The following is a 24,366-nucleotide window of genomic DNA, read 5'->3' on the forward strand; positions in this document are numbered from 1 at the left end:
TTGTCCAGGTGCCCTGCTACTTCAGGCGCGCCAGCCGTTCGCGAGCAGCAGAAGCGGCTTCGGACTGCGGGTAGGCCTTGACCAGGTCTTCCAGCGTCCGGCGCGCGGCCTTGGTGTCCTTCAGTTCGATCTGGCAGTTCGCGATCGAGAGCACGGCCTCGGGCGCCTTGGCATGGTCCGGCGCGAGCGAGAGCATCGAGCGGAAATTGGCGATCGCCTCGTTGTAGTTGCGCGTGGCGTACTGCGCATTGCCGAGCCAGAACAGCGCCGACGGGTTGTAGCCGCTTTGCGGGTAGCGCTTGACGAAGTCCGCAAAGGCCGATTGCGCCTGCCCGAACTGGCCCGCTCTGAAGATGCCGAGCGCCGCATCGAAGTCGCTCTTCTCCTTGGGGTCGGCGGTGAATTCGCGGCCGTCCACGTTCACGGGAGCGGGCTCGCTCCGCTTCACCTTGTCGTCCGCCGTCTGCTGGCGCAATTGCAAGTCGGAGACCGTCTTGGCAAGTTGCTCGTTCTGCCCCGTGAGGCGTGCGACATCGCTGCGCAGCCCCTCGATCTGGTTTTGCAACTCGAGCACGGTGCGCGCGTTCTGTTCGCCCGCGCGCTGGGCCGCGGCTTCGTATTGCGTGCGCATCGTTTCGACGCGCTGGCGCAAGTCGAGGATGGCGCGACGCGCCTCGTCGTCTTCGAACAGCGCGGCATTTGCGCCGATCGACGCGCACATGACAACGGCGGCGCAAGCGATACGCCGCAAACTCAATGCGGGGTTCATCAACGGTACGAGATCTCGGCGCGGCGGTTTTGCGCCCACACGTCCTCTCCGGAGCCTTGAGCGGCCGGCTTCTCCTTGCCGAAGCTGATGGCTTCGACCTGGGAGTCCGCAACGCCCAGCAGCGCCAGGGCACGGCGCACTGCTTCGGAACGCTTCTGGCCGAGCGCCAGGTTGTATTCGCGGCCGCCGCGCTCGTCGGTGTGGCCTTCGATGAACACATGGCGCGATGGATTCGCCTTGAGGAAGCGTGCATGTCCATCGATCAGCGACTGGAACTCGGGCTTGACGGTATAGCTGTCGAAGTCGAAGTACACGATGCGCGCGACACCCACCGGCCCTTGCGCATTCAGCGCGCTCTGGTCGACGTTGACCGGTGCGACGGAGCTTTGCCCTTGCCCGGTGCCACCGCGCGTGTCGGTCACGGGCGCGTCGTTCAGCTTGGTGCTGGACGAGCAACCGGCAATCAGGGCCACCACGGCCAGCGAGTAAATCGTGCGTTTCAACATTTGGAACTCCTCGGTGTTAATCATTGCTTTTGAAACGGACCCCAGTCCGGTTCGCGTATGTCGCCTGCCTGTCCTGCCAACCGGGCCTTGATCTTCCCGTCCAGCGTTGTTGTCATCAGCGCTTCCTTGCCGCCGAGCTGCGTCGCATACACGATCAGCTTGCTGTTGGGTGCGAAACTGGGCTTCTCGTCGGCGGTGGTGTCGGTGATGGCTGATACGTTGCCGGACGACAACTCCATCACGTGGAGTTTGAAGGCACCACCCACCCTGGAGATGTAGGCCAACCACCGTCCGTCACCGCTGACGGAGGGAGAGATGTTGTAGGTGCCCGTGAAGGTGACCCGTGTCGGGTTGCCGCCACCAGCGCCCATCTTGTAGATCTGCGGCGCACCGCCGCGGTCGCTCACGAAGTAGATCGTGCCGCCGTCGGAAGAGTAGACCGGTTCCGTGTCGATGCTGTTGCTTTGCGTGAGGCGCTTCGCATCACCGCCGTTCGAAGAGATGGTGTAGAGCTGCGATCCGCCGTCGCGACTCAGTGTCACGGCCAGTGTGCCACCGTCGGGTGACCACGCCGGTGCACTGTTGTTGCCGCGGAAGTTGGCCACCAGGCGACGCTGCCCGCTCGCCACGTTGTGAACATACACCACCGGCTTGCGCGACTCGAACGACACATACGCCAGTTGCCCTCCGTTGGACGACCAGCGCGGGGAAATGATCGGCTCGGGGCTGGTCAACGCCGCCTGCGCGTTTTCGCCGTCGGCATCCGCCACCCACAACGTGTAGCGGCCGCCCTTGGTGACGTAGGCGATGCGGGTAGAGAAGATGCCCTTTTCGCCGGTGAGTTTTTCGTAGACGAAATCGGCGATGCGGTGTGCCGCCAGCCGCAGGTCGGCTTGCGGAACCGTGTAGCTCTGGCCGCCAAGGTCTTGCCCGCGCACCACGTCCCACAAGCGGAACAACACAGAGTAGCGGCCGTCGGCAAGGCGGGTCACGCTGCCGGCCACCACCGAGTCCGCGGTGCGCTGGCGCCACAGGCTGAGATCGGGTCGAGAGGCTTCGTCCATCACCTGCCCGGACGCATCGACGCCGCGGAACTGGCCGCTGCGTTCGAGGTCGGCCTGCACGATGGCGGAGATCTTTTGCGGGGAAGCGTCCTGCCCCTTGAACGGCACCAGCGCAATGGGCAACTGCGTCAAGCCGACGCCCGTCACTTCAACCCGGAACTGGGCGAGTGCTGGAAGCGCGGGAGAGGCAGCAAAAGCCGCGATAAGGCTGCGGCGAGCGAGGAACGATGAAGAAGGAGTTGGGTTGTAGTCGTGCAACGGCTTGATCATGCGGTTCGGAGATGTTTCCGGACAGAAAGTTTCTGAGCCGGGCGTAACGAAGCGACATGGTACACACTGCGCCGGCCCCTACGTCACAAACTGTGTACAACCTGACCCCCGAGGGCCACCCGTAGAATGCGCCGCCATGCAGCCTTCTACAGACGACGCGACCGTGCGCCCTCCCCTGACGCGCCGGTTGGCAAGGCTCATGACGTGGTTCGGCCAGTCGCGCCAATGGTGGGCGCTCGGCGTCGTGTCCGCGATGATCGCCGCACTCACCGAGCCGCTGATACCGGCGCTTCTCAAGCCCCTCCTCGACCGAGGCTTCAACGGCAAGCTGGCGATGTGGCTGGTGCCGACCTTCGTCATCGGCTTGTTCGCAGTCCGCGGGCTCGCCCAGTTCGTATCTCAATATGCGCTTGCACGCATCGCCAACGAGGGCATGCAGCGGTTGCGGCGCGTGCTGTTCGAGAGCCTGCTCGGTGCTGAACTGGCGCTGTTCTCGCGGCAGTCGGCCAGCGCGCTGTCCAACACCGTCGTGTATGAGGTGCAGACCGGCGCGATGCTGCTGGTTCAGGCGCTGCTGGGCCTCTCGCGCGACGGCTTCACGGCGGTGGCGCTGCTGTTCTACCTGATCTACCTGAACTGGAAGCTCACGCTCATCATCGGCGTGCTGCTGCCGGGCGTGGCCTGGATCATGAAGTTCTTCTCGAAGCGGCTCTACCACTTCACCCGGCTCGGCCAGCAGGCCACGGACGAGCTGGCCTACGTCGTGGAGGAAAACGTGCTGGCCTTTCGCATGGTGCGACTGCACGGCGCCGAAGCCGGCCAACTGGGCCGCTTCGAAAAGCTGAGCAACAGCCTGAACCGGCTGGCGGTGAAGTCGACCATCGCGTCGGCCGCGATGACGCCGCTCACGCAATTGCTCGCCGCGGTGGCCATGTCGATCGTGGTGGTGATCGCGCTGTGGCAAAGCGGTGAGCAGGGCCTGACCGTCGGTGGCTTTGTCGCCTACATCACGGCCATGCTGATGCTCATCGCGCCGATCCGCCGCCTGGCCGACATGGCCAACCCCATCACGCGCGGCCTTGCCGCACTGGAACGCGGCCTGATACTGATCGACGATGTCGAACCCGAGCAGCAAGGCACCTACGAATCAAGACGCGCGACCGGTCACATCGAGTTGCGCGACATCCGGGTCAACTACCGCGGAGAAGACGAAGCGCGCGCGCTCGACGGCGTGAGCCTGACGATCGAATCCGGCGAGACCATCGCGCTGGTCGGCCCTTCGGGCTCCGGCAAGACCACGCTGGTGAACCTGCTGCCGCGCTTCGTGCTGCCAAGCGCCGGCACCGCATTGCTCGACGGGCATCCGATCGGCGAATGGAAAGTGCAAAACCTGCGCGCCCAATTCGCGATGGTGAGCCAGGACGTCGTCATGCTCAACGACACGCTGGCTGCCAACGTCGCGCTGGGTGCAACGGTGGACCGCGAGCGCGTGATCGCCTGCGTGGAGGCTGCGAACCTCGCCAAGCATGTCGGCAGCCTGCCCGACGGCATCGACACCGTGCTCGGCCACAACGCCACGCAACTTTCGGGCGGCCAGCGGCAGCGGCTGGCGATTGCGCGTGCGCTCTATAAGGATGCGCCGATCCTGCTGCTCGACGAGGCGACCTCCGCGCTCGATACCGAATCGGAGCGCCTGGTGCAGGAGGCCCTGGCCCGCCTGATGAAAGGCCGCACCACGCTGATCGTGGCGCACCGCCTCAGCACCATCCAGCATGCCGACCGCATCGTCGTCATGGAGCACGGCCGTATTGCCGAACTTGGCAGCCACGCGCAGCTGATGCAGCTCGATGGCTTGTATGCGCGCCTGCAGACCCATGCGATGCGGACTGCGCACGCGGGCCAGCCAGCGACCGTTTAGCGGCGCTGGCTGGGCATCAAAGTAGCACGATGTCGTACTGGCCCTGGCCCATCGCAGGCTCCGCCTGCAGCGAGATCGGCTTGCCGATGAAGTCGCTCAAGCCCGCCAGATGCTGGCTCTCTTCGTCGAGGAACAACTCGATCACCTGCGGTGACGACACGATGCGGAACTCGCGCGGCGTGAACTGCCGCGCCTCGCGCAGGATTTCGCGCAGCACGTCATAGGCCACGCTGCGCGCCGTCTTCACGATGCCTTGGCCGTTGCAGGCCAGGCAGGGTTCGCACAACATGTGCGCCAGCGACTCGCGCGTGCGCTTGCGCGTCATCTCGACCAGGCCGAGCTGGGAGAAGCCTCCGGCCGTTGTCTTGACCCTGTCGCGCGCAAGCTGCTTGCGGAACTCGGCCAGCACCTGTTCGCGATGGTCGTCTCGCACCATGTCGATGAAGTCGACGATGATGATGCCGCCCAGGTTGCGCAGCCGAAGCTGGCGCGCGATGGCTTGCGCGGCTTCCAGGTTGGTCTTGAAGATGGTGTCGTCGAAGTTGCGCGCACCGACGAAGCCGCCGGTGTTCACATCGATCGTCGTCAGCGCCTCGGTCTGGTCGACGACCAGGTAGCCACCCGACTTGAGGTCCACGCGCCGGCCCAGTGCACGGGCGATTTCCTCGTCCACCGAGCAGAGGTCGAAAATCGGCCGCTCGCCCTTGTAGAGCTGCAGTTTTTCGGCGGCCTTGGGCATGAACTCCTGCCCGAACTTCTGCAGCGCCTCGAACTGCTCGCGCGAGTCGATGCGGATGGTCTGGGTTTCTTCGTTGGTCAGGTCGCGCAGCACGCGTTGCAGCAGGCTCAGGTCCTGGTGCAGCAGCGACATCGGCGGCAGCCGGGTCGACAGGTCGCGCACGCGCGACCATGTCTTGCGCAGATAGGCAATATCGTCGGCCAGCTCCGCATCGGTCGAGTCCTCGCCATTGGTGCGCAGGATAAAGCCGCCCGTGTTGGCCGGCACCGTGCCGTTGCCATCCGCGACGGCCGCAGCCTCGATCAGTGCCTGCATGCGCGTGCGCAGCGCATCGCGAAGGTCCGACGGAATCTTTTGCGACACGCCGATGTGGTTGTCCTGCGGCAGGAACACCAGCAGCCGGCCCGCGATGCTGATCTGCGTCGAGAGCCGCGCACCCTTGCTGCCGATAGGGTCCTTGATGACCTGCACCAGCAGCGACTGGCCCTCGAACACCTGCTTCTCGATGGGCACCATCGCGCCGGCATTGCCGCGATGGTCCCGTTCGGGCAACGCGCTCATCGGTCGCGAACCCGGCGTGAATGGCGCGACGATATCGGCCACGTGCAGGAACGCGGTGCGCTCCAGGCCGATGTCGATGAAGGCCGATTGCATGCCGGGCAGCACGCGCGACACCTTGCCGAGATAGACGTTGCCGACCAGTCCGCGCTCCAGCGTTCGCTCGACGTGAAGCTCCTGCACCGAACCGTATTCGACCAGCGCCACGCGGGTCTCCTGGGGAGACCAGTTGATCAGGATGTCTTGCATGGGTTGTGGGTCAGGCCCGGAAACCGGCCTGTTTGAGCAATGCGTATGTCTCGTACATCGGAAGGCCCATGATGCCCGAATACGACCCCGTCATGTGCTCGATGAACGCAGACGCGCGGCCCTGAACCGCATAGGCCCCGGCCTTGCCGAGCGGCTCGCCGCTCGCCACATAGTCGGTGATTTCCTTGCGGCTGACGTCACCGAACGTCACACGGGAAACGCTCAGCGCGGCCACCCGTCGCCGGCCGTTCTGCACCCCCACCGAGGTCAGCACGCGATGCGTGCGGCCGCAGAGCATCGCGAGCATGCGATGTGCGTCCCGTGCGTCTTCGGGCTTGCCGAGGATGGTGCGGCCCAGTGCGACCGTGGTGTCGGCGCAGAGGATCGGCGCGGGCGGCAAGCCAAGACGTGCATGGCGAGCGACCGCGGCATCGAGTTTCAGGTCGGTCACGCGCTGCACATAGGCGCTCGGCGACTCGCCGCCGCGGACGGCCTCGAGCGCCTCGGCATCTTCGTCGGGCGCGGCCAGCAGCAACTCGTGCCGGACGCCGAGCTGGCTGAGCAATTGCGCGCGGCGTGGGCTCTGGGAAGCGAGGTAGATGAACGGGGATTTCATTCGCGGTGGTAGGGATGGCCCGCGTTGACCGACCACGCGCGATACAACTGCTCGACCAGCAGCACGCGCGCCATCGCATGCGGCAAGGTCAGGTCGGACAGGCGAATGCGCTCATGAGCCGCCGCCTTGAAGGCAGGGTCGAGCCCATCGGGCCCACCGATGACCAGCGCCACGTCGTCGCCCTCCCCCTGCCAGGCTTGCAGTCGCGCGGCCAATGCCCTGGTCGTGAGCGAGGTGCCGCGTTCATCGAGCGCGACGATGCGCATGCCTTTGGCGATCGCGCCTTCGATGCGCTCGCGTTCGGCGGCATAAAGGGTCTCGAGGGTCTTGGAACCGCGCGGCTCGGTCTTGACGGCGCGGAGTTCGAGCTTCAGTTCTGGCGGGAAGCGCTTGGCATAGTCGTCCCAGGCGGTCTGCGCCCAGTCAGGCATGCGCTGCCCGACCGCGACCACCAGCAGCTTCATTTGCTGCGCGAGGCAGTGGTCTTGCGTGCTGCCTTCTTGGCTGCGGGTTTTTTCGCGGCCGGCTTGCCGGCGACAACGGTCTTGATCGGTGTCTTGCTGGCCACGGTCCGCTTCGACGGTGCGGCCTTCCTGGCTGCGGTCTTCTTGGCGGCTGGCTTGCGGCTCGACGGCTTGTCGGCCTTGGCGGCTTGCTCGGCTTCGCGAATGGCGGTCTTGGCGGCGCTGGTCCGCCGCAGCGAGGTTGTCGCCTTCTTCGCCACCGGGGCGGGTGCAGCGCTGGCTGCAGCTACCGGCTTGGCCGCGCCGAACTTCAATCGCACGGGCTTCTCGCCCCAGATCTCTTCGAGGTGGTAGTACTGGCGAATCGCCGGCTGCATGATGTGCGCCACCGCCGCGCCGCAGTCCACGATGATCCACTCGCCATTGTCTTCACCCTCGATGCGCGGCTTGCCGAAGCCGGCCTCGCGCACCGCATCGCGCACACTCGCGGCCAGCGCCTTGGTCTGGCGATTCGATGTTCCCGAGGCCACGATGACGCGCTCGAACAGCGGTGAAAGATGCTCTGTGTCGAAAACCTGAATGTCCTGCGCCTTGACGTCTTCGAGTCCATCGACGATGGCCCGCTGGAGTTTTTGGGTGTCTTTCTTGGCGGCGGCTTCAGTGGTCATCAGGCGGGTGCGTAGAGATGGTGTCGGGCAATATAGCGCGCAACGGCAGGTGGAACCAGACCAGAGATGTCGGCGCCGCGGGCAACGCGGGCGCGAATATCGGTGGCGCTGATGTCCATCGGCACCAGATCGAGCTGTTCGAATCGTGCGCCGCGGGGAAGCGGCGCCAGAGTCTGCGGATCGAATCGGGCTGCAGAGCGTATGGGGTCTGCCCGATGCGCTATTGAAATGATAGCGATGGAGAGAATCTCCTCAAAGCCATGCCAGCTGCGCAACGCAGCGGCCTGATCAGTGCCGATCAGCAACACAGGTTGCATGTCCGGACACTCGGTTTTGAGTTCGAGCAGGGTGTCTAGTGTATAGGTTGGCCCGGACCGGCGAATTTCGCGCGCGTCGACGACGACATCGGGCAAGCGTTCGAACGCGAGTTCGGCCATGGCGAGGCGATGTTCCGCACTGCTCAACCCGCGTGTCTTGTGCCAGGCCTGGCCGGTCGGAAAGATGCGCAATTGCGCGAGATCGAGTTGCGCCAACGCTGCCTGCGCCAGCGCCACATGCGCGTTGTGCGGCGGGTCGAAGGCCCCCCCGAACACACCGATCCGCGGCCGGATTTGCGTCACACCCACTCGCGCCGAACGAGAAAATCACTCGTCAACGCGGCCTCGGGCGAACCCGGTTCGGGCTCGCGCCGGTAGGACCAGCTTGCCAGCGGCGGCATCGACATCAGGATCGATTCGGTGCGCCCGCCGGATTGCAGGCCGAAGTGCGTACCACGGTCCCAGACCAGGTTGAACTCCACGTAGCGGCCGCGCCGGTACAACTGGAACTCACGCTCGCGCTCGCCATACGCCGTGCTTCGGCGACGCTCGACGATGGGCATGTAGGCGGGCAACAGGCCATCCCCCACCGCCTGCAGCATCGCTAAGCTCTGCCCAAAGCCGAGTTCCGAGAAGTCGTCGAAGAAGATGCCGCCAACGCCCCGGGCCTCGTTGCGATGCTTCAGGAAAAAGTAGTCGTCGCACCAGGTCTTGAAGCGCGGATATTTGTCATCGCCGAACGGCGCCAGCGCATCGTGGCAGGTCTGGTGGAAGTGCCGCGCGTCTTCCTCGAAGGCATAGTACGGCGTGAGGTCCATGCCGCCGCCGAACCAGCAGACCGGCTCGCCACCAGCCGGCAACGCCGCCAGCATGCGGACGTTCATATGCACCGTCGGCACATAAGGGTTGCGCGGGTGGAACACGAGCGAGACGCCCATCGCTTCGAATGGCGCACCCGACAGTTCGGGCCTGTGCTGTGTCGCCGACGGCGGCAGCTTCGCGCCGCGCACCTGCGAGTACCCGCAGCCCGCACGTTCGAACAATGCACCGCCTTCGAGGATGCAGGTCAGCCCGTGGCCTTGCAGCGGTTCACCGGGCGCCTTCTGCCACGCATCGCGCACGGCCCTGCCGCCATCCGCCTGCTCGATCGCCGCGACGATGCGCTGTTGCAGCCCCCGCAGCCAGTCGGCGACCGCCTCGGGCGAACTGACCTCGTCCATCAACGGTGCGGCAGGGCTCGGAAGCCGATGTCGTGGCGGTACTGCACACCGTCGAAATGAATGCGCGCCGCGACTTCGTAGGCACGTTGCTGGGCCTGCTTCACGCTGTCGGCCAGCACGGTCACGCAGAGCACGCGGCCACCGCTGGTGCGGACTTCACCATTCGCAAGCGCGGTGCCGGCATGAAACACCACGGCATCCGGCGCCTCGGGCGGCAGACCCGTGACGAGGTCGCCCTTGCGCGGCGCCAGCGGATAGCCATCCGCGGCCATCACCACGCCAAGTGCGATGCGGCGGTCCCATTGCAGTTCGACCTGGTCGAGCTTGCCGTCGGTGGCATGCCACAGCACTTCGAACAGATCGGACTTGAACCGCATCATGATCGGCTGTGTTTCCGGATCGCCCATGCGGCAGTTGAATTCGAGCGTCTTGACGTGCCCTTCCGCGTCGATCATCAGGCCGGCATACAGGAAGCCGGTGAAGAGGATGCCATCGCGCTCCATGCCGCGGATGGTCGGCATGATCACCTCGCGCATCGCGCGCGCATGCACCGTGGCCGTGACGACGGGCGCGGGCGAATAGGCGCCCATGCCGCCGGTGTTCGGACCCTGGTCGTCGTCGAGCAGGCGCTTGTGGTCCTGGCTCGTGGCCAGCGCGGTCACGTTGCGGCCGTCTGACATCACGATGAAGCTGGCTTCCTCGCCCTGCAGGAATTCCTCGATGACGACGCGCGCGCCGCCTTCGTTGTGGGTCACGCCGAACTTGTTGCCTTCGAGCATGAAGTCGACGGCCTCGTGCGCCTCGGCCAGCGTCGTCGCCACGACCACGCCCTTGCCGGCGGCCAGGCCGTCGGCCTTGACCACGATCGGGGCGCCCTTCGCATCGATGTATGCATGGGCCGCGGCAGGGTCCGTGAAAGTCTCGAACTCGGCCGTCGGGATCTTGTGGCGCTTCATGAAGGCCTTGGAAAAAGCCTTCGAGCTTTCAAGCTGCGCTGCCGCCTTGGTCGGGCCGAAGATGCGCAGGCCGTGCGCACGGAACTCGTCGACCACGCCCGCCGCGAGCGGCGTCTCGGGGCCGACAACGGTGAGAGAGATTTTTTCCTTGGCGGCCCACTGGCGCAATTCAACCGGATCGGTGATGGGCACGCACTCGAAGCGATGGTCGAGCGCGGTACCGCCATTGCCGGGCGCCACGTAGATCTTCGACACGCGTTGCGACTGACCTAGACGCCAGGCCAGCGCGTGCTCGCGTCCGCCGCTGCCGATGACGAGGACTTTCATTCGGAGAGCTCGGCGTTGTGATAAACCTCTTGCACGTCGTCGAGGTCTTCGAGCACATCCAGCAGTTTCTGCATCTTCGCGGCATCCTCGCCGGCGACCTCGACGGTGTTTTCGGCCCGCATCGTGACTTCGGCAACCTCCGGCTTCAGGCCCGCGGCTTCCAGCGCGTTTTTCACCGCTTCGAAGTCACCGACAGCGGTCAACACTTCGATGGCGCCGTCGTCGTCCGTGATGACGTCTTCCGCGCCAGCTTCGAGAGCCGCTTCCATGATCTTGTCCTCGCTCGCACCGGGCGCGAAGATGAACTGGCCGCAATGCTTGAACTGGAAAGCCACCGAGCCTTCGGTGCCCATGTTGCCGCCGTGCTTGCTGAATGCATGCCGCACTTCGGCGACGGTGCGCACGCGGTTGTCGGTCATGGTGTCCACGATGATGGCCGCGCCGCCGATGCCATAGCCCTCGTAGCGGATCTCCTCGTAGTCGACGCCTTCGAGGTTGCCGGTGGCCTTGTCGATGTTGCGCTTGACCGTGTCGATGGGCAGGTTGACGGCCTTGGCCTTTTCGACGGCGAGCCGCAACCGTGGGTTGGTGCCCAGGTCACCGCCGCCGAGCCGCGCGGCGACCATGATTTCGCGAATTACCCGGGTCCAGGCCTTGCCGCGCTTCTCGTCTTGCCGGCCTTTCCTGTGCTGGATGTTCGCCCATTTGCTGTGTCCGGCCATAACTCTTTATCTCGCGTTCTCGTGTTTGCAAAGGAGTCCACGAGTTTACTGTCCGGCGAACGCAACGCCGCCGGTTCGGCGAATGGGCCGTCCAAGCTTTTTGGGATAATCCGCCGATGACGCCGAAGCCAAACGCCCGGCTGCCCCACTTGGCACACCAACTTGCACGCGCCTCTCTTTCGTGCAGGGACCGGTCCAACTTTTTGCTTCCGAGCCCCCGACCGGCATGAACAACCCGAACGACCTGACAACAGCCGCCCTCGTCGCGACGGGCCCGGAGAACGACGACGCCCCGCGCGACCCTTTGTTCCTGCAAGATCCGTTGCGCGTGGAGAACGTGCGGCCGGCAGGAGGCACTCACGACAAGTCACCGATCCGCCTTGACCTCGGGCTCCTGGTCGGCCAAAACTTCGCAGAACTCAAGTGACGGCCAGCATTGCGGCGGAAGCGCCGCCCCTTCGCGTCGAAAGACTGACCCTGGCACAGGGCCTGGCCCGCGCCGCCCGTGGCGCCCGCCCGTTTGCTGCGCTGAGCTACGGCGCCGACGGCAACAACTCCTGGATCAGTGGCGTGTCGGCACGCGTGCTGCTCGACAGCGAACCCGTGGTCGACCTGTGGCATGCGGGCAAGGCGGTGCAGTCCGGCACCACCGGCGTGGTGCGCTGGCGCACCGATGGGCACTGGCTGCTCGGCGTGGTCGACCTTGACGAAAACGCCGTCGGCGAAGACCTCACCGCGCTTTCATATCGGGCCTACCACAATGTGTTCGAGGCCATGAAGCACGCGGGTTGCCCGCACCTGCTGCGCATATGGAACTACCTGCCGCGCATCAACGCGGACGGCGGCGGCATGGAGCGCTACCGGCAGTTCAATACCGGACGCCAGCAGGCCTTTCTCGAAGCCGGCCAGGCGGCGTTCGAGGGCGCGCCCGCTGCCTGCGCCTTGGGCGTGCACGAGGGCGCCCTGTGCGTGCGCTTCCTGGCCGGGCGCATGCCGCCGGTTCCCGTGGAAAACCCGCGCCAGGTATCGGCCTACCATTACCCGAGCGACTACGGCCCGCGGTCGCCGACGTTCTCGCGTGCCGCGCTGGCTGAATTGGGTGCGGGCCAAGTGGCGCTGTTCATTTCCGGCACGGCCAGCATCGTCGGTCATCAAACCGTGCATGCCGGCGACGTGCAGGCGCAGTTGGCCGAAACGCTGGTCAACCTGCGCACCGTGATCGCCGCGGCCAACCAGCGCACCAGCGCGCAGTTCTCGCTGGAACACAGCGATGCCGTCGTGTATGTCCGCCGCCCCGCCGATGCACCCGGGATTCGCCAGCAACTCGAGCAGGCACTCGGTAAAGGCTCGCGCTTCATGCGGCAAGCCGTGTATCTCGAGGCCGACATCTGCCGCAGCGATCTGCTGGTCGAAATCGAAGCGCACGCGACCGAAGCCGGCGAGCTTGCCGAGTGAGGGGCTGATTCGCGATGCTGCTTCTCCGCGCGCTCAAGAAAGCCTTGCTGGCCCTGCCGCTCTACGCGCTGCTGACGCTGCTCGGTTTCATCTCGCTGGTATGGAATTTCATCGCGATGCTGTTGCAGCCGGTGCTGCCCACCCGCCTGGCGCGCACGCTGGGTCGGGCGACCATTGCACTGGCCTACCGCTGGTTCTGGGCGATTTCATCGATGACCGGCATGATGCGCATCGACGCCGAGTGCCTGGACGCCCTGCGCGACGAGCGCGGGCTGATCTTCGTCGCCAACCACCCGACCATGCTCGACGCACTCCTGCTGGTGGCGCACCTGCCGCGCAGCGCCTGCATCATGAAGGCCGACCTGATGAAGAATGTCTTCCTCGGCGCCGGCGCGCGGCTTGCGCAATACATCCGCAACGACTCGGCGCGCTCGATGGTGCGCCTGGCCGTCGAAGACCTGCGCGCCGGTGGCCAACTGGTGCTGTTCCCCGAAGGCACGCGCACTGTCGAACAGCCCGTCAACCACTTTCGCCCCGGCGTCACGCTCATTGCCAAGCTCGCGCAGGCGCCGATCCAGACCGTTTTCATCGACACCGATTCCCCCTACCTCGCCAAGGGCTGGCCAATATGGAAGGTGCCGCCGCTGCCGATCGTCTTCAAGCTGCGCCTCGGCCAGCGCTTTGCGCCCGAGCACGACTCCAATGCGCTGTTGAAGCAACTCGAACAGTACTTCCGCCAAAACCTGGAACAGCGCGCCCTCGACGCGCAGCCCGCATGCCCCAAGACGCCGACTCGCGCACACACCTCGTACTGATCCCGAGCTACAACACCGGCGAGCGACTGTTTTCGACTGTCAGTGAAGCACGTGCCCAATGGGCAACCGTCTGGGTGGTCATCGACGGCAGCACCGACGGCACCGGCCAGCGGCTGGCGCAGCTCGCCGCCAACGACGCCGGACTCAAGGTACTGCAACTGCCCGAAAACCAGGGCAAGGGCGCCGCCGTGCTGTTCGGCCTGCGCAAGGCACAGGAAGCGGGCTTCACGCATGCGCTGACCATGGACTCCGACGGTCAGCATCCGGCGAACCTGATCCCGGCCTTCATGCAGGCCTCCGTCGCGCGACCCGAGACCATGGTGCTCGGCCGCCCGGTGTTCGATGCCAGCGCTCCGCTTCTGCGCGTGCGTGGACGGCGCGTGTCGAACAGCTGGACGCAACTCGAGACGCTGTTTGCCGGGGTCAGCGATTCGCTCTATGGCTTTCGTGTCTATCCCATCGACGCGCTGATTAGCGTGATGACGCGGCAGCCCTGGATGCGCCGGTTCGACTTCGACACCGAGGCCGTCGTGCGGCTGGCCTGGCGCGGCGTGAAGCCGGTGAACATCGACGCGCCGGTCAAGTACCTCACCGCGGCCGAAGGCGGCGTCTCGCACTTCCGCTACGGGCGCGACAACGTGCTGCTGACCTGGATGCACATGCGCCTGATGGTGGAGTTCGTGCTGCGCCTGCCGTGGCTGCTGGTGAAGCGCCTGCTGCGGATGCCACCGTTCCAGAAGTGAACACCCCCGAAGCGCCTGCGGCGCCGCCCCCTCGAGGGGGCGATACCAGCGGCCCGGCAAAGCCGGTTCCGCGGCAGGAATGACCCACCCCCGATGCGCCTGCGGCGCCTCCCCCTCGAGGGGGCGATACCAGCGGCCCGGCAAAGCCGGTTCCGCGGTATCCCTGGTATCTGACGGTGCCAGTTTCATGCATCGCAGATCACGCGATAGCCTGGTCGAAAACTGAGTATGAGCCCCCCTGCTGCCTGTCGTGGCGGCTCAAGGGGGCGATACCGGCGGCCGGCAGAGCCGGTACCACGGTATCCCTGGAATGCGACAGCGTCGGTTTCATGCATCGCGGGTCGCGCGATGCTCGGTGGAGCAACTGAATGTGAGTCCGGGTCTCGATCGAGTGAGGTCGGGCTAGCCGGCGCTGCATCCCCAAAAAGGCCGGTTGCATTCGGGCGCCGCGGCGGTCACGATGACGGGGCCGTTTTTGGCCCCAACCAGCATCGGACCGCGCCATGGACAAGAGACCCACCGTCTTCATCGGTTCTTCGAGCGAAGGGCTGCCCGTCGCCAACGCTTTCGCCAAGCGATTCGGCGACAAGGCGCTCGTGGATGTATGGGATGCGGGCAATGTTTTCCGCAGCATGGAGAGCTACCTGGATTCGCTGCTCACTGCATCCAGCCTCTACGAATTCGCGATCCTGGTGTTCACCTCGGACGACCAGACGACCAGCCGGGACCAGACGCACGCCACGGCCCGCGACAACATCCTGTTCGAATTCGGCCTGTTCCTTGGCCGCGTGGGCCGTCGGCGCACCTACGGGCTGGTGCTGGACAAGCTTCATGTGCCCTCCGATCTCCAGGGTATCCACTTCGACAAGTTCAAGCGGCGCGCAGACGGCAAGCCCGATGCGGCATTCGTCAAGATGGCCGATCGCATCGTCGGCGAAATCCTCGATCGCCACGCGCATTCGGCCGAGTTCACGCAGCTTCCCTCCACGGCGTTGGCGATTGGCTACTACGAGAATTTCGTCTCCCGGATCTGCGACCAGCTCGACAACTACCAGCCACTGGTCATCAAGGAAGCGGCCGGCGCGCGGGAGATCGAATACAAGAGTTTCACCCTCAACATTGTCATTCCGGACGACTTGAAGCTGGTGGAACATGCAGCGCTCAAGAGCCTGATCAAGGGGCTGACACAGGTTGTCATCAGCAACAGCGACACCAAGAAGCCCGGCGCGCTGCGCGACTTCCCGTTCTACATCCAGGCACTTCCGGAAGCCGGCTCGACGCACCTCGAACTGTTCGATGTTCCAACCACGATGAAGTCGGCAAGGCGCGCGGTCCAGAAGATCTTTCCGACCACGCACCTCGGCAAGGACAACAGCCAGGCCGTGGCCGAGTTGCGCGAAATCAACAACTTCGAGCGGACCCTCCGGCTGCTGGTCAGCGAGAACCCGGTCTGGGAGCAGAGCATCAAGTACCGGTACCTGACCGAGTTCGTGCCGAAGACCGGCGAGTAACGCAGCTCAGATCATTCCGCCGTTGATCGAGATGACCTGCCCCGTGATGTAGGCCGCTTCGTTGCTCGCGAGGAAGCCGGCCAGCGCCGCCACCTCGTCTGGCGTGCCGGCGCGTTTTACCGGAACCATCTGCTGGATCACCGCCGGATCGAACGCCGCATCGGCCATCGGTGACGCGATGATGCCGGGCGCAATCGCGTTGACCGTGACGCCCCGCGCGGCGACTTCGAGTGACAGCGCCTTGGTCGCGCTGTTGAGCGCGCCCTTGGCCGCTGCGTAGTTGACCTGGCCGCGATTGCCGGTAAGCGATGCCACCGAAGAGATGTTCAGGATGCGGCCCCAGCGCGTGCGTAGCATCGGCAACAGCAGCGGCTGCGTGACGCGGAAGAAGCCGTTGAGCGACACGTCGATGACCCTGTGCCATTGCTCCGGCCGCATGCCGGGCAGCACCGCGTCGTCATGCACGCCGGCGTTGTTGACGATGACCTGCACCGGACCGCCTTGCAGCATCGCGGCGCAGGCGGCGGCCGTGGCCTCGTCGCTGCGCAGGTCGAACACGTGGCATTCGGCATGGCCGCCTGCGGCCTTGATCGATTCGGCAAGCTGCTCGATGGCTTCGGGGCGCGAGCTGGCATGCAGCAACACGGTGGCGCCGTCGCGCGCGAGGCGTCGTGCAATGGCGGCGCCCAACGCCCCGCTCGCGCCGGTGACCAGGGCGCGCTTTCCGGAAAGATTCGTTGCAGTCATGTGGGCAAGGGAGTGTTGAGCACGACCACCGCGCGGCCGTCGGCCAGCGCGGCGCCGTTCACGTCGGTGACGCTGAATTCGTAGAGCACCTGGCGCGCATCGCCCGACAGGCGCGTGGCGCGCACCTGCAAGGCCCCCGGTACGTCATCGAGTCGAGTGACGGCAAAGCGCACGTTGCGCACGCTGGCAATGAAACCCGCAGACGGCGGTTCGCCCTCCGCCATCAGCAGGCCGCCGTGCAGGGCCATCGCCTGCGCGGCGTACTCGATCGCGTTCGGCGCCATCAGGCCGCCCGCCGTACGCAGGGGGTTGTCGGGCTGCAGATGCGTCGAGGTCGTGCAGTGGATCGCCTCAGCGTCCCAGCTTTCAAGACGCTCCAGCAGGCACATCTTGCCGCTGTGTGGAATGCGGACCTCGATCGCTTCTCGGTCCATTGTTTGTGGATGGGTCATTCTTGGATGCGATCGGCGACGAGCAGCACGTTGGCAAACGGCGTGCCCTCGCTCATGGGAATGCCTTGCACGCTGAAGCCGAGCCGTTGCAGCACTGCAGTCCATTCCTGCAGCGTGCGGCCCCAGGTCGGCGACACCTTGTGGCCGCGAACGCGCGTCACAGTGCGGTCGACCCACTGGCTGATGGCAAAGCCGCGCCGGCTCGCCGCGTCGCCCACGCGCAGCAGCAACCTGCCGCTCCCGACGGGCAAGGCATCGCGAACGCGCCGCAGCACGCCCTCTTGCGCATCGAGATCGACGTAGTGCAGTACGTCGAGGATCACCACGAGGTCGCTGTCGGGCAACGTGGCCGAGCACATGTCGCCGCAGACGAAACGCGGCGCCGGCTGAAGATGTCCGATGGACGACTGCGCACGGGCCACGTCGCGTGGCATCAACTCGATGCCGGTGTAGTCGGCCGCCGCGGGCGTGGCGGCCCAGCCCGGCGGCCACTGGCCGCGTGCCTGCATCCCTGCCATGGACGACAGCAGGCTGGCGAACAGGCCTTGCCCGCAGCCGATGTCGAGCACGCGGCTGCGTCCGGCGCCGATCAGCCCGCGCTCGATCAATCCACGGAAGACCGGATCGCGGCCCAGCTTGCCGCGCGCGAATTCGTAGGCGAACTTCCCCGCCTTTCGATAGGGCGCGGTGGCAGCCTCATGCAGTTGCCGCCACGCGGCATCGTTTGTACGCACTCCGCTCATGCCGCCAAGCCTTCTGGCAACGTGACGGCGCGCAGCTTCGCTTGCCTGATCTTCAGCAGCAACGGCGGCAGGACTTCCAGCACGACCGGCTTGCCGTCGACCGTGCGCGCCGCATTGCCGTCGTGCAGCAGCAGGATGTCGCCCGCGGCGAGGTTGCGCACGAGACGCGCCAGCACCTTGGCCGGATCACGCTCGCGCGTGTCGAAGCCGCGGCGCGTCCAGCTCACGAGAGAAAGTCCGAGCCGGCTCAACACCGGCGCCAGGAATGGATTCCGAAAACCGGCAGGTGCACGAAAGCAGGTCGGTCGCTTGCCGATGACTTCCACCAGCATGTCTTGCGCACGCGAAATCTCGTCGGCGTAGCCGCGCGGCCCCAGCAGCGAGAAGTTGTGGCGGTGCCGGGCCGTGTGATTCTGGATGCTGTGCCCACGCGCAATGATTTCGCGTGCGATTGCCGGATGCGTCCTCACGCGTTCGGCAATGCAGAAGAAGGTCGCGCGCTCGCCCGCCGTATCCAGCAGGTCCAGCACCTGCGGCGTGACTTCGGGGTCCGGCCCATCGTCGATGGTCAGCGCGAGTTCGCGACGCGCGACAGCCGACGGCGGCAAGTGCGTGATGTTCGGCCCGATCAAATGGCCGCGCGGCATGAGCACCGCACCGGTGATCAATGCATGGTTCAGCACGACGGCAGCCAGGGCCCAAGGCCAAGCACCCGGAACCAGGATCGCCCCGCCGATCGCCATCAGGTGCAGGCCCACGCTGGCAAGAAATATCGGCGGCATGCGCGATGAACCGGACATCTCGGAAGCGGGTGAAGCAGTGGTCGACATCAGATGGATATTTTGCTTGCAACGCGCGCAGTGGTCTTCCTGTGCATGAACGCCGCTGACAACAGCAACGCCAGCAAGGCGCCCGGCGCCACCACGCGGCCAATCGCAGACAACGCCGGGATATCCGAAATCGCGATCAAGCCGAACGACACCACTGTCGTCAGATTGGCCAGCATCAGCGATGCCAGCGTGTCTTCATCCGCCCTGCCGGCTTCCTGCAACTGGTCGAAGAACAGCGCGTAGTTGGAGCCTACCGCCACGATCAGCAGCAGCCCCACGAGATGCAGGATGCCAAGCGCCACATGCAATGCCGCCATGCCGCCGAGCGTGAGCAGGACGGCCAGCGCCAGCGGCTCGCACACCGCCAGCAGCCTGCGCCCCGAACGCAGGTAAATGCCGAGCAGCACCACCACCGCCAACGCGCCGACCATCACCTGCACGAAAGCTTCGTGCAGGTAGTGCGCATAGAGGCTGTTGAGTTCGTTGCCGACGTCCATCACCTGCACCTCGGGCAGCGTCGACAGCGCCGCTGCAAGCCTGACCGCATCGAACTTGGGGCCGGTATGCAGCGCGATCAGCGCGGCCCAGCCGCCGCCCGGCCGCTCGTACAACATCGCGTTGACGACGGCGCCGAGCGGCCCGTCGACGAGGTCGGCGCGCGTGATCGGCTTCAGCGTGCGCGCCTTGTCGACCTCGGCGATGAAGGGTTCGAGCCGCGCGGCCGGCAGCGGCCCACCGGCCGTGGCTTCGGCCAGGCGGGTGCGCAGCGTCGACGCGTCAGGAAGGCTCGCGATGCGATCCTGCTGGGCCGCGAGGCTCGGCAGGATGCGTGTGACGGTTTCGAAGCCCAGCAACTCGCCGCCCTCGACCAGCGCATCGAGCCGCGCGCCGGCGGCTTCCGTGGCACGCAGCACGGCCTGCTGGTCTGCCGCCTGGACCACGACCAGCGTGCGGCCGTCGCTGGCGCCGATATCGTCGCGCAGCTTGGCATCGAGGTCGCTCATCTCCTGCTTGATCGGGCTCATCGACGACAACTTGGCCCGCCACAGGTCGCCGCCCTGCCAAGCCACCAGGCCGGCCGCGCCAATACTCACTGCCAGGATCAACCAACGCAGCTTCGGCAGCGTGCGCGCGATGGCCCCGGCGGCGCGGGCCATGAGGTGGCGCATGCCCATGCCGGTGGCACCATCGGGTGCGAGCATCGGCAGGCCGTAGCGCGTTGCCAGCGCAGCCACGACCAGCCCCGCAATCGAGAACACGCCAAGCTGCGCCAGGCCCGGGAATCCCGAAAACACCAGCGCCGCGAATCCGCACACCGACGTGAGCAGGCCGAGCCGGACGGTCGGCCAGTTGAGGTCGCGCCAGCGCTGCCAGCCGGTGCCGTGCACGCGGGCGCCGCGCGCCTGGATCAGGTAGTAGATGGCGTAGTCGACGGTCTCGCCGATCAGCGTACTGCCGAAGCCCATGGTCAGCCCATGCACATGGCCGAACACCAGCGACACCGCGGCGGTGCCGCCGACCACGCCGGTCGCCACGGGCAGCAAGGCAATGACCAACGCGCGCGGCGAGGCGAACGCCAGCATCAGCAAGCCGCTCATCACGACGCCGCCGATGATCGCGAGGCGCGTGGCCTCGTGCTTGATCTGGTCGCGGCTGGTCACCGAGAACACGGGCGCGCCGCTCATCAGCAGCTTGGGTGCGCCGGCGCCGAGTCCTTGCGTGGCCTTGGCAAATTCGGCCTGCACGCGTGCGATGACCCTGGCCTGCGCATCGAGGTCGCTGCCGGAAGCCTTGGTGCCGGCCAGCAGCATCGCGCGAGGCGCATCGCGCGAGGCCCACACGCCCTGTTCGCTGCGCGGCGAACTGGCAGGCAGCAGGCCCTCGGCAATGCGCTGCGTCTCGCCGGTCGGGTCGCGCTCGAGCAGCGGCTTGACGATGTTGCCCGCGGGCGTGCCCAGCAGAGACAGTGTTTCGTCGATCGCGTTGTGCAGGCCCTCGACGGTGAAGCGGTCGGGCGTGACCTCGGGCGAGAGCTGATAGCGATGGTCGAACACGAAAGTGCCCGCCTCCTCCCATTCGCTGTTGTCGCCGTTCTGCACCTGATCGAAAAGACCGCTCGCGCGCATGGCCTTGCCGAGGGCGCGCGACACGTCGGCACGCTGCGCCGCGTCCTTGCCGCCCTCGATGCCGACCAGCAGGGTGCGCGAGGCGACGCCGGTCTGCAGTTGCTCGATCAGCACGCGCTGGCGCGGGTCGGGGCTGGCCGGCAGGAAGGCCGACAGGTCGGCGCTGAAGTGCGTGCGGGAAATGACGGCCACGCCGGCCAGCACCGCCGCCAGCCAGATCAGCAGCACCAGCGCCCTTTGCGAGCGGCTGGGACCGGCCGAAGCTGCGGTCACGGCGTGGTGCGCCCTGCCGGCGCCTGCATCGGCCCGACCGCGCCGTTGCGCTGCGGCACGATCGTCATGACCGAACGGTCGCCGCCGCGAAACTCCATCTCTACCCCAAGTACTTCGCCGCCCTTGCCGCTCAGGCGCATGGAGGCGACCTGCGCGGACAGGCGGTCGTCGATCGGCTCGAGGTCCAGCGTCCAGTCGGCGCTGCCACCCTTGAGCGTGCTGCGAAAGTAGCGTTGCAAGACCGCGCCGTTGCCGCTCAACGTGCCGCGCATCGCCTCGACCATGCCGAGCAACTCGGGCATGCTGTCAAGCGACATGCTGCGCGTGCGGTTGCCGCGCGTGAGCGTGAGGTTGTTGCCGTCGACCACCATCGATTCGGGCCGCGGCGTGAGCGTGCGCCGCGTCATCTGGTCGGGCGCGACGAAGCTCAGCGTGCCGCTGGCCGACAGCGGGCCTTCGAGGCCATGCACATAGCGCTGCTCGGTGAAGGTGCCCTCGCCCTGCTTTCGTTTGGCAAGCAACCCCATCAGTTCGTTCAGGTCGAAAGCCCATGCCGGCGCGGCCGCGAACAGCAGCAAGAGCCATAGCGGGCGCAACCGGCGCAACACCATGTCAGCGCGCATCTTCCAGCCAGAAATCATGAAAGTTGAACCAGTTGTACGGGTACTTGCGGCAAAGATACTCGAGACGGGCAACGTAGGTTTCGACCGCTTCCAGGATGCGGCGTTCCCGCTCGGCCGGGTCGGTGATGCGCTTGCTGAAGTCGGCCAGTGGCTCGAACTGAACGTCGTAGCGGGCGCCGCCCAGGTAGAGGCCGGACATGAAATACACCTGCCGGCGCAGCAGCACGGCCAGGCGGAACGGGCCGTCGTTGAAGATGGCCGGCTTGCCGAGGAACGGAATCGAGAGGTTGTTGCCACGCTGCACGCCCGGGTCGCCTTCCTGCCCCGGCAAGGTGCGATCGGCGAGCAAGCCGGCCATGCCGCCGGTATCGAGCCAGTCGCGCAGGGCCAGCATCGAATTCGCTCGGCCGAGCGCAATGACATGCGGCCGCATTTCGGGCAGGCTGATCGCGTTGAGGATGGCGGTGATCTGGCGCGCATTGTCTGGAAACATCAGCATCGCCGCGCGCAGCCGGGGCGCGTCCGGGCTTCTGTGCTTGCAGGCGCCCAGCGCCTCGAAACTGCCCATGTGCGCGCCCAGGAGGAAGGCGCCGCGGCCAGCCAATGCCTCGGCTTCGACCGGCACGTTGCCGTTGATGCTCACGTCGAACAAGTCCCAGCGACCGCGCAGGAAATACACCCGGTCCAGCACTGTCGATGCAAAGGCATACAGCAGCCGATAGCCGTCGCGCCACCCGACGTTCGGGCCGATGGCGCGCTGCAGGTAGCGCTTGATGTTGCGCCGCGCCGATGGCGAGAACAGCAGGAAGTAGACGGAGATCGGATGCAGCACCAGCCGCGCCACGCGGCGCCCGCACGTCAACGCGATCCAGACGATCACGCGCAGCGCCAGCATGTTGCTGCGCTCGGGCTTGCGCGACCAGTCGGCCGGGCGTTGATTGTCGGAGGGGTCGACTACGCTCATCGCGGCGCGCTCTTCACAAAGCGTTCGTGCGCGGCAACCAGCGGCCATTGGCGGCAACCTTGTCGCCGCAGCGCACCTCGAAGCGCACGCCTCGCGCGGCGCCTTCCTCGGATTGCAGCTCGATGACCAGCGCGCTGCCCGGGCGCACCGGCGCCGAGAACTTGACCACCGCCAGCGTCGGATGCAGGCCGAGGCGCGCGGCCAGCGCGGGCACGCTGTGCGCAGCCTCCAGCACCTCGGACAACAGCAAGGCACCAGGCAGCAGCGGCTGACCGGGAAAGTGCCCCGCGAACACGGGGTGGTCCATGGGAACTTCGCGCGTCACCTGCACCGCCGTGCCATCGCCCGCGATCTGCGCCAGCGCGAATTCGCGCATCGCGCGCGCCGTGAGCTTGCCCGTGCCTTCATGCGGCAGCGACGCCACGTGCACCACGCGGCGCGGCACGAAAACGGGTTCGAGCCTTTGCCGCAGCGCCGCGATGATGTCGTGCGCATCCAGGTCCGGCGCCACGACGAAGGCAATCGGCCGCACCACGCCATCGGTCACGTCGTCCGGCAACCAGAAGGCGCCATCCAGCACACCCGGCACGCTGTTGAGGTGGAAGTTCAGATGTCCCAGCGAACTGCGCCGTCCGGCGACGTGGATCAGGTCATTGGCGCGACCGAGCAGGCGAAAGTGCTGCGCGTCGATCAGTTCGAGCATGTCCGCCATCGGCGTCGGCTGCGGAATGAAGTCGCCATCGAAGACAAAGCGTTCGTCGCCCCCTTCGTCCTTTTCGACGTGCACCTCGATCACGCCCAGGGCATGCCAGACATCGCTCTGCGCGGTGTGGCGCGTGGCCACCTGGCCGGACTCGGTGCTGCCATAGATCTCGATCAACACCGCGCCCGTGGCCTGCTCCGCCTGGACTGCCAATTGCGGCGACAGCGGCGCGGTGGCCGACAGGATCAAGTCGACCGGCGGCAATTCGATGCCGGCGAGCAGCAGGTTCTTCAGGTGGAACGGCGTGGTCACCAGTGCGCGCGGGCGTGGCACCGAGGCCAGCGACGCAGCCACGTCCGCCGGAAAAAACGGCCGGCTGCTGTCGAATGCCGCACCACCCAGCATCCCAAGCAGCGCCGACGATTCCAGCCCATAGCTGTGTTGCACCGGCACGGTGGTCACCAGGTTCAGGCCGGCGAGCGAAGGCAGTCCCAGCAGTTGAGCGAGACGCGGCACTGCCGCCGCGACGTCGTAGACCAGCGTGTGCCAGCTCTTGGCATGCGGCTGCGGCACGCCGGTGGAGCCGGACGTGAGCAGGCTGACCGCGTGCATGGCAGACACCATTTCGGGCACGGCTGCAGCCGGGTCGACCGTGGCATGCGCGGCCGGATCGATCCAGACCACCGAAATACCGTGCACGTCGAGCCGGTGGTCGTCGGCCACGGCGAACACGTCGGGCTGGCCCTCGCGCAGGCGGTCCAGCGTGTCCTGGCGCGCATCGGGCGGCAGCAGGCTCGGCAGCCCGCGCAGCAACGCCGCGCCGAGCCCGATCGCGAAGGCGTAGCGGTCGACACAGAGGTTCACCACCGGCCCGCGTTCCGGCAGTTGTGCGGCGAATTGCGCCACATCTGCAAGGTACTGTCGCCCGGAAATGGCACGGCCGGCACGCCAGGCCAGCGGTGCATCCAGGTCGCGCGCCCCCAGCAAGGGGAGGAGCGCGGCGCTTTGTGTATTCAAC

Annotated in this window: 25 protein-coding genes; 6 read left to right on the forward strand and 19 right to left on the reverse strand. The window is 66.3% G+C overall.

The annotated features are described in order from the left end of the window. Nucleotides 1–16: 16 nt before the first annotated feature. From ybgF to tolB, 3 genes are read right to left on the reverse strand one after another with little or no spacing between them, the layout of a single operon-like run. A complete protein-coding gene (ybgF, locus tag WKW80_RS12535; protein WP_340363890.1) occupies nt 17–769 on the reverse strand; it encodes a tol-pal system protein YbgF in 753 nt (250 codons plus the stop codon). Further along, complete coding sequence (pal, locus tag WKW80_RS12540) at nt 769–1,275, reverse strand: peptidoglycan-associated lipoprotein Pal (protein WP_340363891.1); 507 nt, start codon at nt 1,273–1,275, stop codon at nt 769–771. Before pal ends, ybgF begins: the two co-directional genes overlap by 1 nt. Nucleotides 1,276–1,295: 20 nt before the next feature. Then, a complete protein-coding gene (tolB, locus tag WKW80_RS12545) occupies nt 1,296–2,609 on the reverse strand; it encodes a Tol-Pal system beta propeller repeat protein TolB (RefSeq protein WP_340363892.1) in 1,314 nt (437 codons plus the stop codon). A 136-nt stretch (nt 2,610–2,745) separates the two neighbouring features. Here tolB and msbA point away from each other — a divergent pair, with 136 nt between their 5' ends. Beyond that, nucleotides 2,746–4,527, forward strand: a complete 1,782-nt coding sequence (gene msbA, locus WKW80_RS12550; RefSeq protein WP_340363893.1) for a lipid A export permease/ATP-binding protein MsbA — start codon at nt 2,746–2,748, stop codon at nt 4,525–4,527. 16 nt (nt 4,528–4,543) lie between these two features. Here the strand turns inward: msbA and rng are convergent, their stop codons facing one another. Genes rng through WKW80_RS12590 form a run of 8 tightly spaced genes read right to left on the reverse strand, consistent with a single transcriptional unit; the run spans nt 4,544 to nt 11,363 of the window. Further along, on the reverse strand, nt 4,544–6,073 hold the full coding sequence (gene rng, locus WKW80_RS12555) for a ribonuclease G (protein ID WP_340363894.1): 1,530 nt from the start codon (nt 6,071–6,073) through the stop codon (nt 4,544–4,546). Between the two features lie 10 nt (nt 6,074–6,083). After that, nucleotides 6,084–6,689, reverse strand: a complete 606-nt coding sequence (locus tag WKW80_RS12560; RefSeq protein ID WP_340363895.1) for a Maf family protein — start codon at nt 6,687–6,689, stop codon at nt 6,084–6,086. Beyond that, nucleotides 6,686–7,153 carry a 23S rRNA (pseudouridine(1915)-N(3))-methyltransferase RlmH gene (gene rlmH, locus WKW80_RS12565; RefSeq protein WP_340363896.1) on the reverse strand — a complete coding sequence of 156 codons (468 nt, stop codon included), beginning with the start codon at nt 7,151–7,153 and terminating at the stop codon, nt 6,686–6,688. The genes WKW80_RS12560 and rlmH overlap by 4 nt, the downstream gene beginning before the upstream one ends. Further along, a complete protein-coding gene (gene rsfS, locus WKW80_RS12570; RefSeq protein WP_340363897.1) occupies nt 7,150–7,821 on the reverse strand; it encodes a ribosome silencing factor in 672 nt (223 codons plus the stop codon). The genes rlmH and rsfS overlap by 4 nt, the downstream gene beginning before the upstream one ends. Next, nucleotides 7,821–8,441 (reverse strand): nicotinate (nicotinamide) nucleotide adenylyltransferase, encoded by a 621-nt coding sequence (gene nadD, locus WKW80_RS12575; protein ID WP_340363898.1) that lies wholly within the window; start codon nt 8,439–8,441, stop codon nt 7,821–7,823. Before nadD ends, rsfS begins: the two co-directional genes overlap by 1 nt. Then, entirely contained in the window at nt 8,438–9,358 is a 921-nt protein-coding gene (gene hemF, locus WKW80_RS12580; RefSeq protein WP_340363899.1) for an oxygen-dependent coproporphyrinogen oxidase, read from the reverse strand. The genes nadD and hemF overlap by 4 nt, the downstream gene beginning before the upstream one ends. Next, nucleotides 9,358–10,641: a phosphoribosylamine--glycine ligase gene (gene purD, locus WKW80_RS12585; RefSeq protein ID WP_340363900.1), complete on the reverse strand. Its 1,284-nt coding sequence runs from the start codon at nt 10,639–10,641 to the stop codon at nt 9,358–9,360. The genes hemF and purD overlap by 1 nt, the downstream gene beginning before the upstream one ends. Next, nucleotides 10,638–11,363 (reverse strand): YebC/PmpR family DNA-binding transcriptional regulator, encoded by a 726-nt coding sequence (locus WKW80_RS12590; RefSeq protein WP_340363901.1) that lies wholly within the window; start codon nt 11,361–11,363, stop codon nt 10,638–10,640. Before WKW80_RS12590 ends, purD begins: the two co-directional genes overlap by 4 nt. A gap of 226 nt (nt 11,364–11,589) precedes the next feature. Here WKW80_RS12590 and WKW80_RS12595 point away from each other — a divergent pair, with 226 nt between their 5' ends. The 5 genes from WKW80_RS12595 (at nt 11,590) to WKW80_RS12615 (ending at nt 15,887) form a co-directional block, all read left to right on the forward strand. Continuing rightward, a complete protein-coding gene (locus tag WKW80_RS12595) occupies nt 11,590–11,790 on the forward strand; it encodes a hypothetical protein (RefSeq protein ID WP_340363902.1) in 201 nt (66 codons plus the stop codon). Further along, complete coding sequence (locus WKW80_RS12600; protein WP_340363903.1) at nt 11,787–12,818, forward strand: chorismate transformation FkbO/Hyg5 family protein; 1,032 nt, start codon at nt 11,787–11,789, stop codon at nt 12,816–12,818. Before WKW80_RS12595 ends, WKW80_RS12600 begins: the two co-directional genes overlap by 4 nt. Before the next feature lie 14 nt (nt 12,819–12,832). Then, entirely contained in the window at nt 12,833–13,633 is an 801-nt protein-coding gene (locus WKW80_RS12605) for a lysophospholipid acyltransferase family protein (protein WP_340363904.1), read from the forward strand. Next, complete coding sequence (locus tag WKW80_RS12610; protein WP_340363905.1) at nt 13,594–14,376, forward strand: glycosyltransferase family 2 protein; 783 nt, start codon at nt 13,594–13,596, stop codon at nt 14,374–14,376. The genes WKW80_RS12605 and WKW80_RS12610 overlap by 40 nt, the downstream gene beginning before the upstream one ends. A 503-nt stretch (nt 14,377–14,879) precedes the next feature. Then, nucleotides 14,880–15,887: an STING domain-containing protein gene (locus WKW80_RS12615; RefSeq protein WP_340363906.1), complete on the forward strand. Its 1,008-nt coding sequence runs from the start codon at nt 14,880–14,882 to the stop codon at nt 15,885–15,887. Nucleotides 15,888–15,893: 6 nt separating this feature from the next. Here WKW80_RS12615 and fabG read toward each other — a convergent pair whose 3' ends face one another. From fabG to WKW80_RS12655, 8 genes are read right to left on the reverse strand one after another with little or no spacing between them, the layout of a single operon-like run. Further along, nucleotides 15,894–16,634 (reverse strand): 3-oxoacyl-ACP reductase FabG, encoded by a 741-nt coding sequence (fabG, locus tag WKW80_RS12620; protein ID WP_340363907.1) that lies wholly within the window; start codon nt 16,632–16,634, stop codon nt 15,894–15,896. After that, the gene (locus tag WKW80_RS12625; protein ID WP_340363908.1) at nt 16,631–17,086 is read right to left on the reverse strand and encodes a hotdog family protein; all 456 of its coding nucleotides are present in this window, start codon (nt 17,084–17,086) and stop codon (nt 16,631–16,633) included. Before WKW80_RS12625 ends, fabG begins: the two co-directional genes overlap by 4 nt. After that, nucleotides 17,083–17,829: a class I SAM-dependent methyltransferase gene (locus WKW80_RS12630; protein ID WP_340363909.1), complete on the reverse strand. Its 747-nt coding sequence runs from the start codon at nt 17,827–17,829 to the stop codon at nt 17,083–17,085. Before WKW80_RS12630 ends, WKW80_RS12625 begins: the two co-directional genes overlap by 4 nt. Further along, on the reverse strand, nt 17,826–18,659 hold the full coding sequence (locus tag WKW80_RS12635) for a polysaccharide deacetylase family protein (RefSeq protein WP_340363910.1): 834 nt from the start codon (nt 18,657–18,659) through the stop codon (nt 17,826–17,828). Before WKW80_RS12635 ends, WKW80_RS12630 begins: the two co-directional genes overlap by 4 nt. Further along, the gene (locus WKW80_RS12640; protein ID WP_340363911.1) at nt 18,659–21,058 is read right to left on the reverse strand and encodes an MMPL family transporter; all 2,400 of its coding nucleotides are present in this window, start codon (nt 21,056–21,058) and stop codon (nt 18,659–18,661) included. Before WKW80_RS12640 ends, WKW80_RS12635 begins: the two co-directional genes overlap by 1 nt. After that, the gene (locus tag WKW80_RS12645) at nt 21,055–21,699 is read right to left on the reverse strand and encodes a LolA-related protein (RefSeq protein WP_340363912.1); all 645 of its coding nucleotides are present in this window, start codon (nt 21,697–21,699) and stop codon (nt 21,055–21,057) included. Before WKW80_RS12645 ends, WKW80_RS12640 begins: the two co-directional genes overlap by 4 nt. Beyond that, complete coding sequence (locus WKW80_RS12650) at nt 21,671–22,645, reverse strand: acyl-CoA synthetase (RefSeq protein ID WP_340363913.1); 975 nt, start codon at nt 22,643–22,645, stop codon at nt 21,671–21,673. Before WKW80_RS12650 ends, WKW80_RS12645 begins: the two co-directional genes overlap by 29 nt. A gap of 13 nt (nt 22,646–22,658) precedes the next feature. Beyond that, nucleotides 22,659–24,365 carry an ApeI family dehydratase gene (locus WKW80_RS12655; protein ID WP_340363914.1) on the reverse strand — a complete coding sequence of 569 codons (1,707 nt, stop codon included), beginning with the start codon at nt 24,363–24,365 and terminating at the stop codon, nt 22,659–22,661. Nucleotide 24,366: the final 1 nt, after the last annotated feature.

Source organism: Variovorax humicola, from assembly GCF_037889915.1.
GTDB classification, from domain to species: domain Bacteria; phylum Pseudomonadota; class Gammaproteobacteria; order Burkholderiales; family Burkholderiaceae_C; genus Variovorax; species Variovorax humicola.

What these genes read in the sequence shown, in the direction of transcription:
- hemF (WP_340363899.1), bottom strand. Translation starts at nt 9,358, where the DNA reads ATGGACGAGGTCAGTTCGCCCGAGGCGGTCGCCGACTGGCTGCGGGGG.
- WKW80_RS12615 (WP_340363906.1), top strand. Translation starts at nt 14,880, where the DNA reads ATGGACAAGAGACCCACCGTCTTCATCGGTTCTTCGAGCGAAGGGCTG.
- purD (WP_340363900.1), bottom strand. Translation starts at nt 10,641, where the DNA reads ATGAAAGTCCTCGTCATCGGCAGCGGCGGACGCGAGCACGCGCTGGCC.
- pal (WP_340363891.1), bottom strand. Translation starts at nt 1,275, where the DNA reads ATGTTGAAACGCACGATTTACTCGCTGGCCGTGGTGGCCCTGATTGCC.
- WKW80_RS12595 (WP_340363902.1), top strand. Translation starts at nt 11,590, where the DNA reads ATGAACAACCCGAACGACCTGACAACAGCCGCCCTCGTCGCGACGGGC.
- ybgF (WP_340363890.1), bottom strand. Translation starts at nt 769, where the DNA reads ATGAACCCCGCATTGAGTTTGCGGCGTATCGCTTGCGCCGCCGTTGTC.
- WKW80_RS12560 (WP_340363895.1), bottom strand. Translation starts at nt 6,689, where the DNA reads ATGAAATCCCCGTTCATCTACCTCGCTTCCCAGAGCCCACGCCGCGCG.
- WKW80_RS12645 (WP_340363912.1), bottom strand. Translation starts at nt 21,699, where the DNA reads ATGATTTCTGGCTGGAAGATGCGCGCTGACATGGTGTTGCGCCGGTTG.
- WKW80_RS12610 (WP_340363905.1), top strand. Translation starts at nt 13,594, where the DNA reads ATGCCCCAAGACGCCGACTCGCGCACACACCTCGTACTGATCCCGAGC.
- rlmH (WP_340363896.1), bottom strand. Translation starts at nt 7,153, where the DNA reads ATGAAGCTGCTGGTGGTCGCGGTCGGGCAGCGCATGCCTGACTGGGCG.
- WKW80_RS12630 (WP_340363909.1), bottom strand. Translation starts at nt 17,829, where the DNA reads ATGAGCGGAGTGCGTACAAACGATGCCGCGTGGCGGCAACTGCATGAG.
- WKW80_RS12650 (WP_340363913.1), bottom strand. Translation starts at nt 22,645, where the DNA reads ATGAGCGTAGTCGACCCCTCCGACAATCAACGCCCGGCCGACTGGTCG.
- msbA (WP_340363893.1), top strand. Translation starts at nt 2,746, where the DNA reads ATGCAGCCTTCTACAGACGACGCGACCGTGCGCCCTCCCCTGACGCGC.
- WKW80_RS12635 (WP_340363910.1), bottom strand. Translation starts at nt 18,659, where the DNA reads ATGTCGACCACTGCTTCACCCGCTTCCGAGATGTCCGGTTCATCGCGC.
- rsfS (WP_340363897.1), bottom strand. Translation starts at nt 7,821, where the DNA reads ATGACCACTGAAGCCGCCGCCAAGAAAGACACCCAAAAACTCCAGCGG.
- rng (WP_340363894.1), bottom strand. Translation starts at nt 6,073, where the DNA reads ATGCAAGACATCCTGATCAACTGGTCTCCCCAGGAGACCCGCGTGGCG.
- WKW80_RS12625 (WP_340363908.1), bottom strand. Translation starts at nt 17,086, where the DNA reads ATGACCCATCCACAAACAATGGACCGAGAAGCGATCGAGGTCCGCATT.
- fabG (WP_340363907.1), bottom strand. Translation starts at nt 16,634, where the DNA reads ATGACTGCAACGAATCTTTCCGGAAAGCGCGCCCTGGTCACCGGCGCG.
- tolB (WP_340363892.1), bottom strand. Translation starts at nt 2,609, where the DNA reads ATGATCAAGCCGTTGCACGACTACAACCCAACTCCTTCTTCATCGTTC.
- WKW80_RS12605 (WP_340363904.1), top strand. Translation starts at nt 12,833, where the DNA reads ATGCTGCTTCTCCGCGCGCTCAAGAAAGCCTTGCTGGCCCTGCCGCTC.
- WKW80_RS12590 (WP_340363901.1), bottom strand. Translation starts at nt 11,363, where the DNA reads ATGGCCGGACACAGCAAATGGGCGAACATCCAGCACAGGAAAGGCCGG.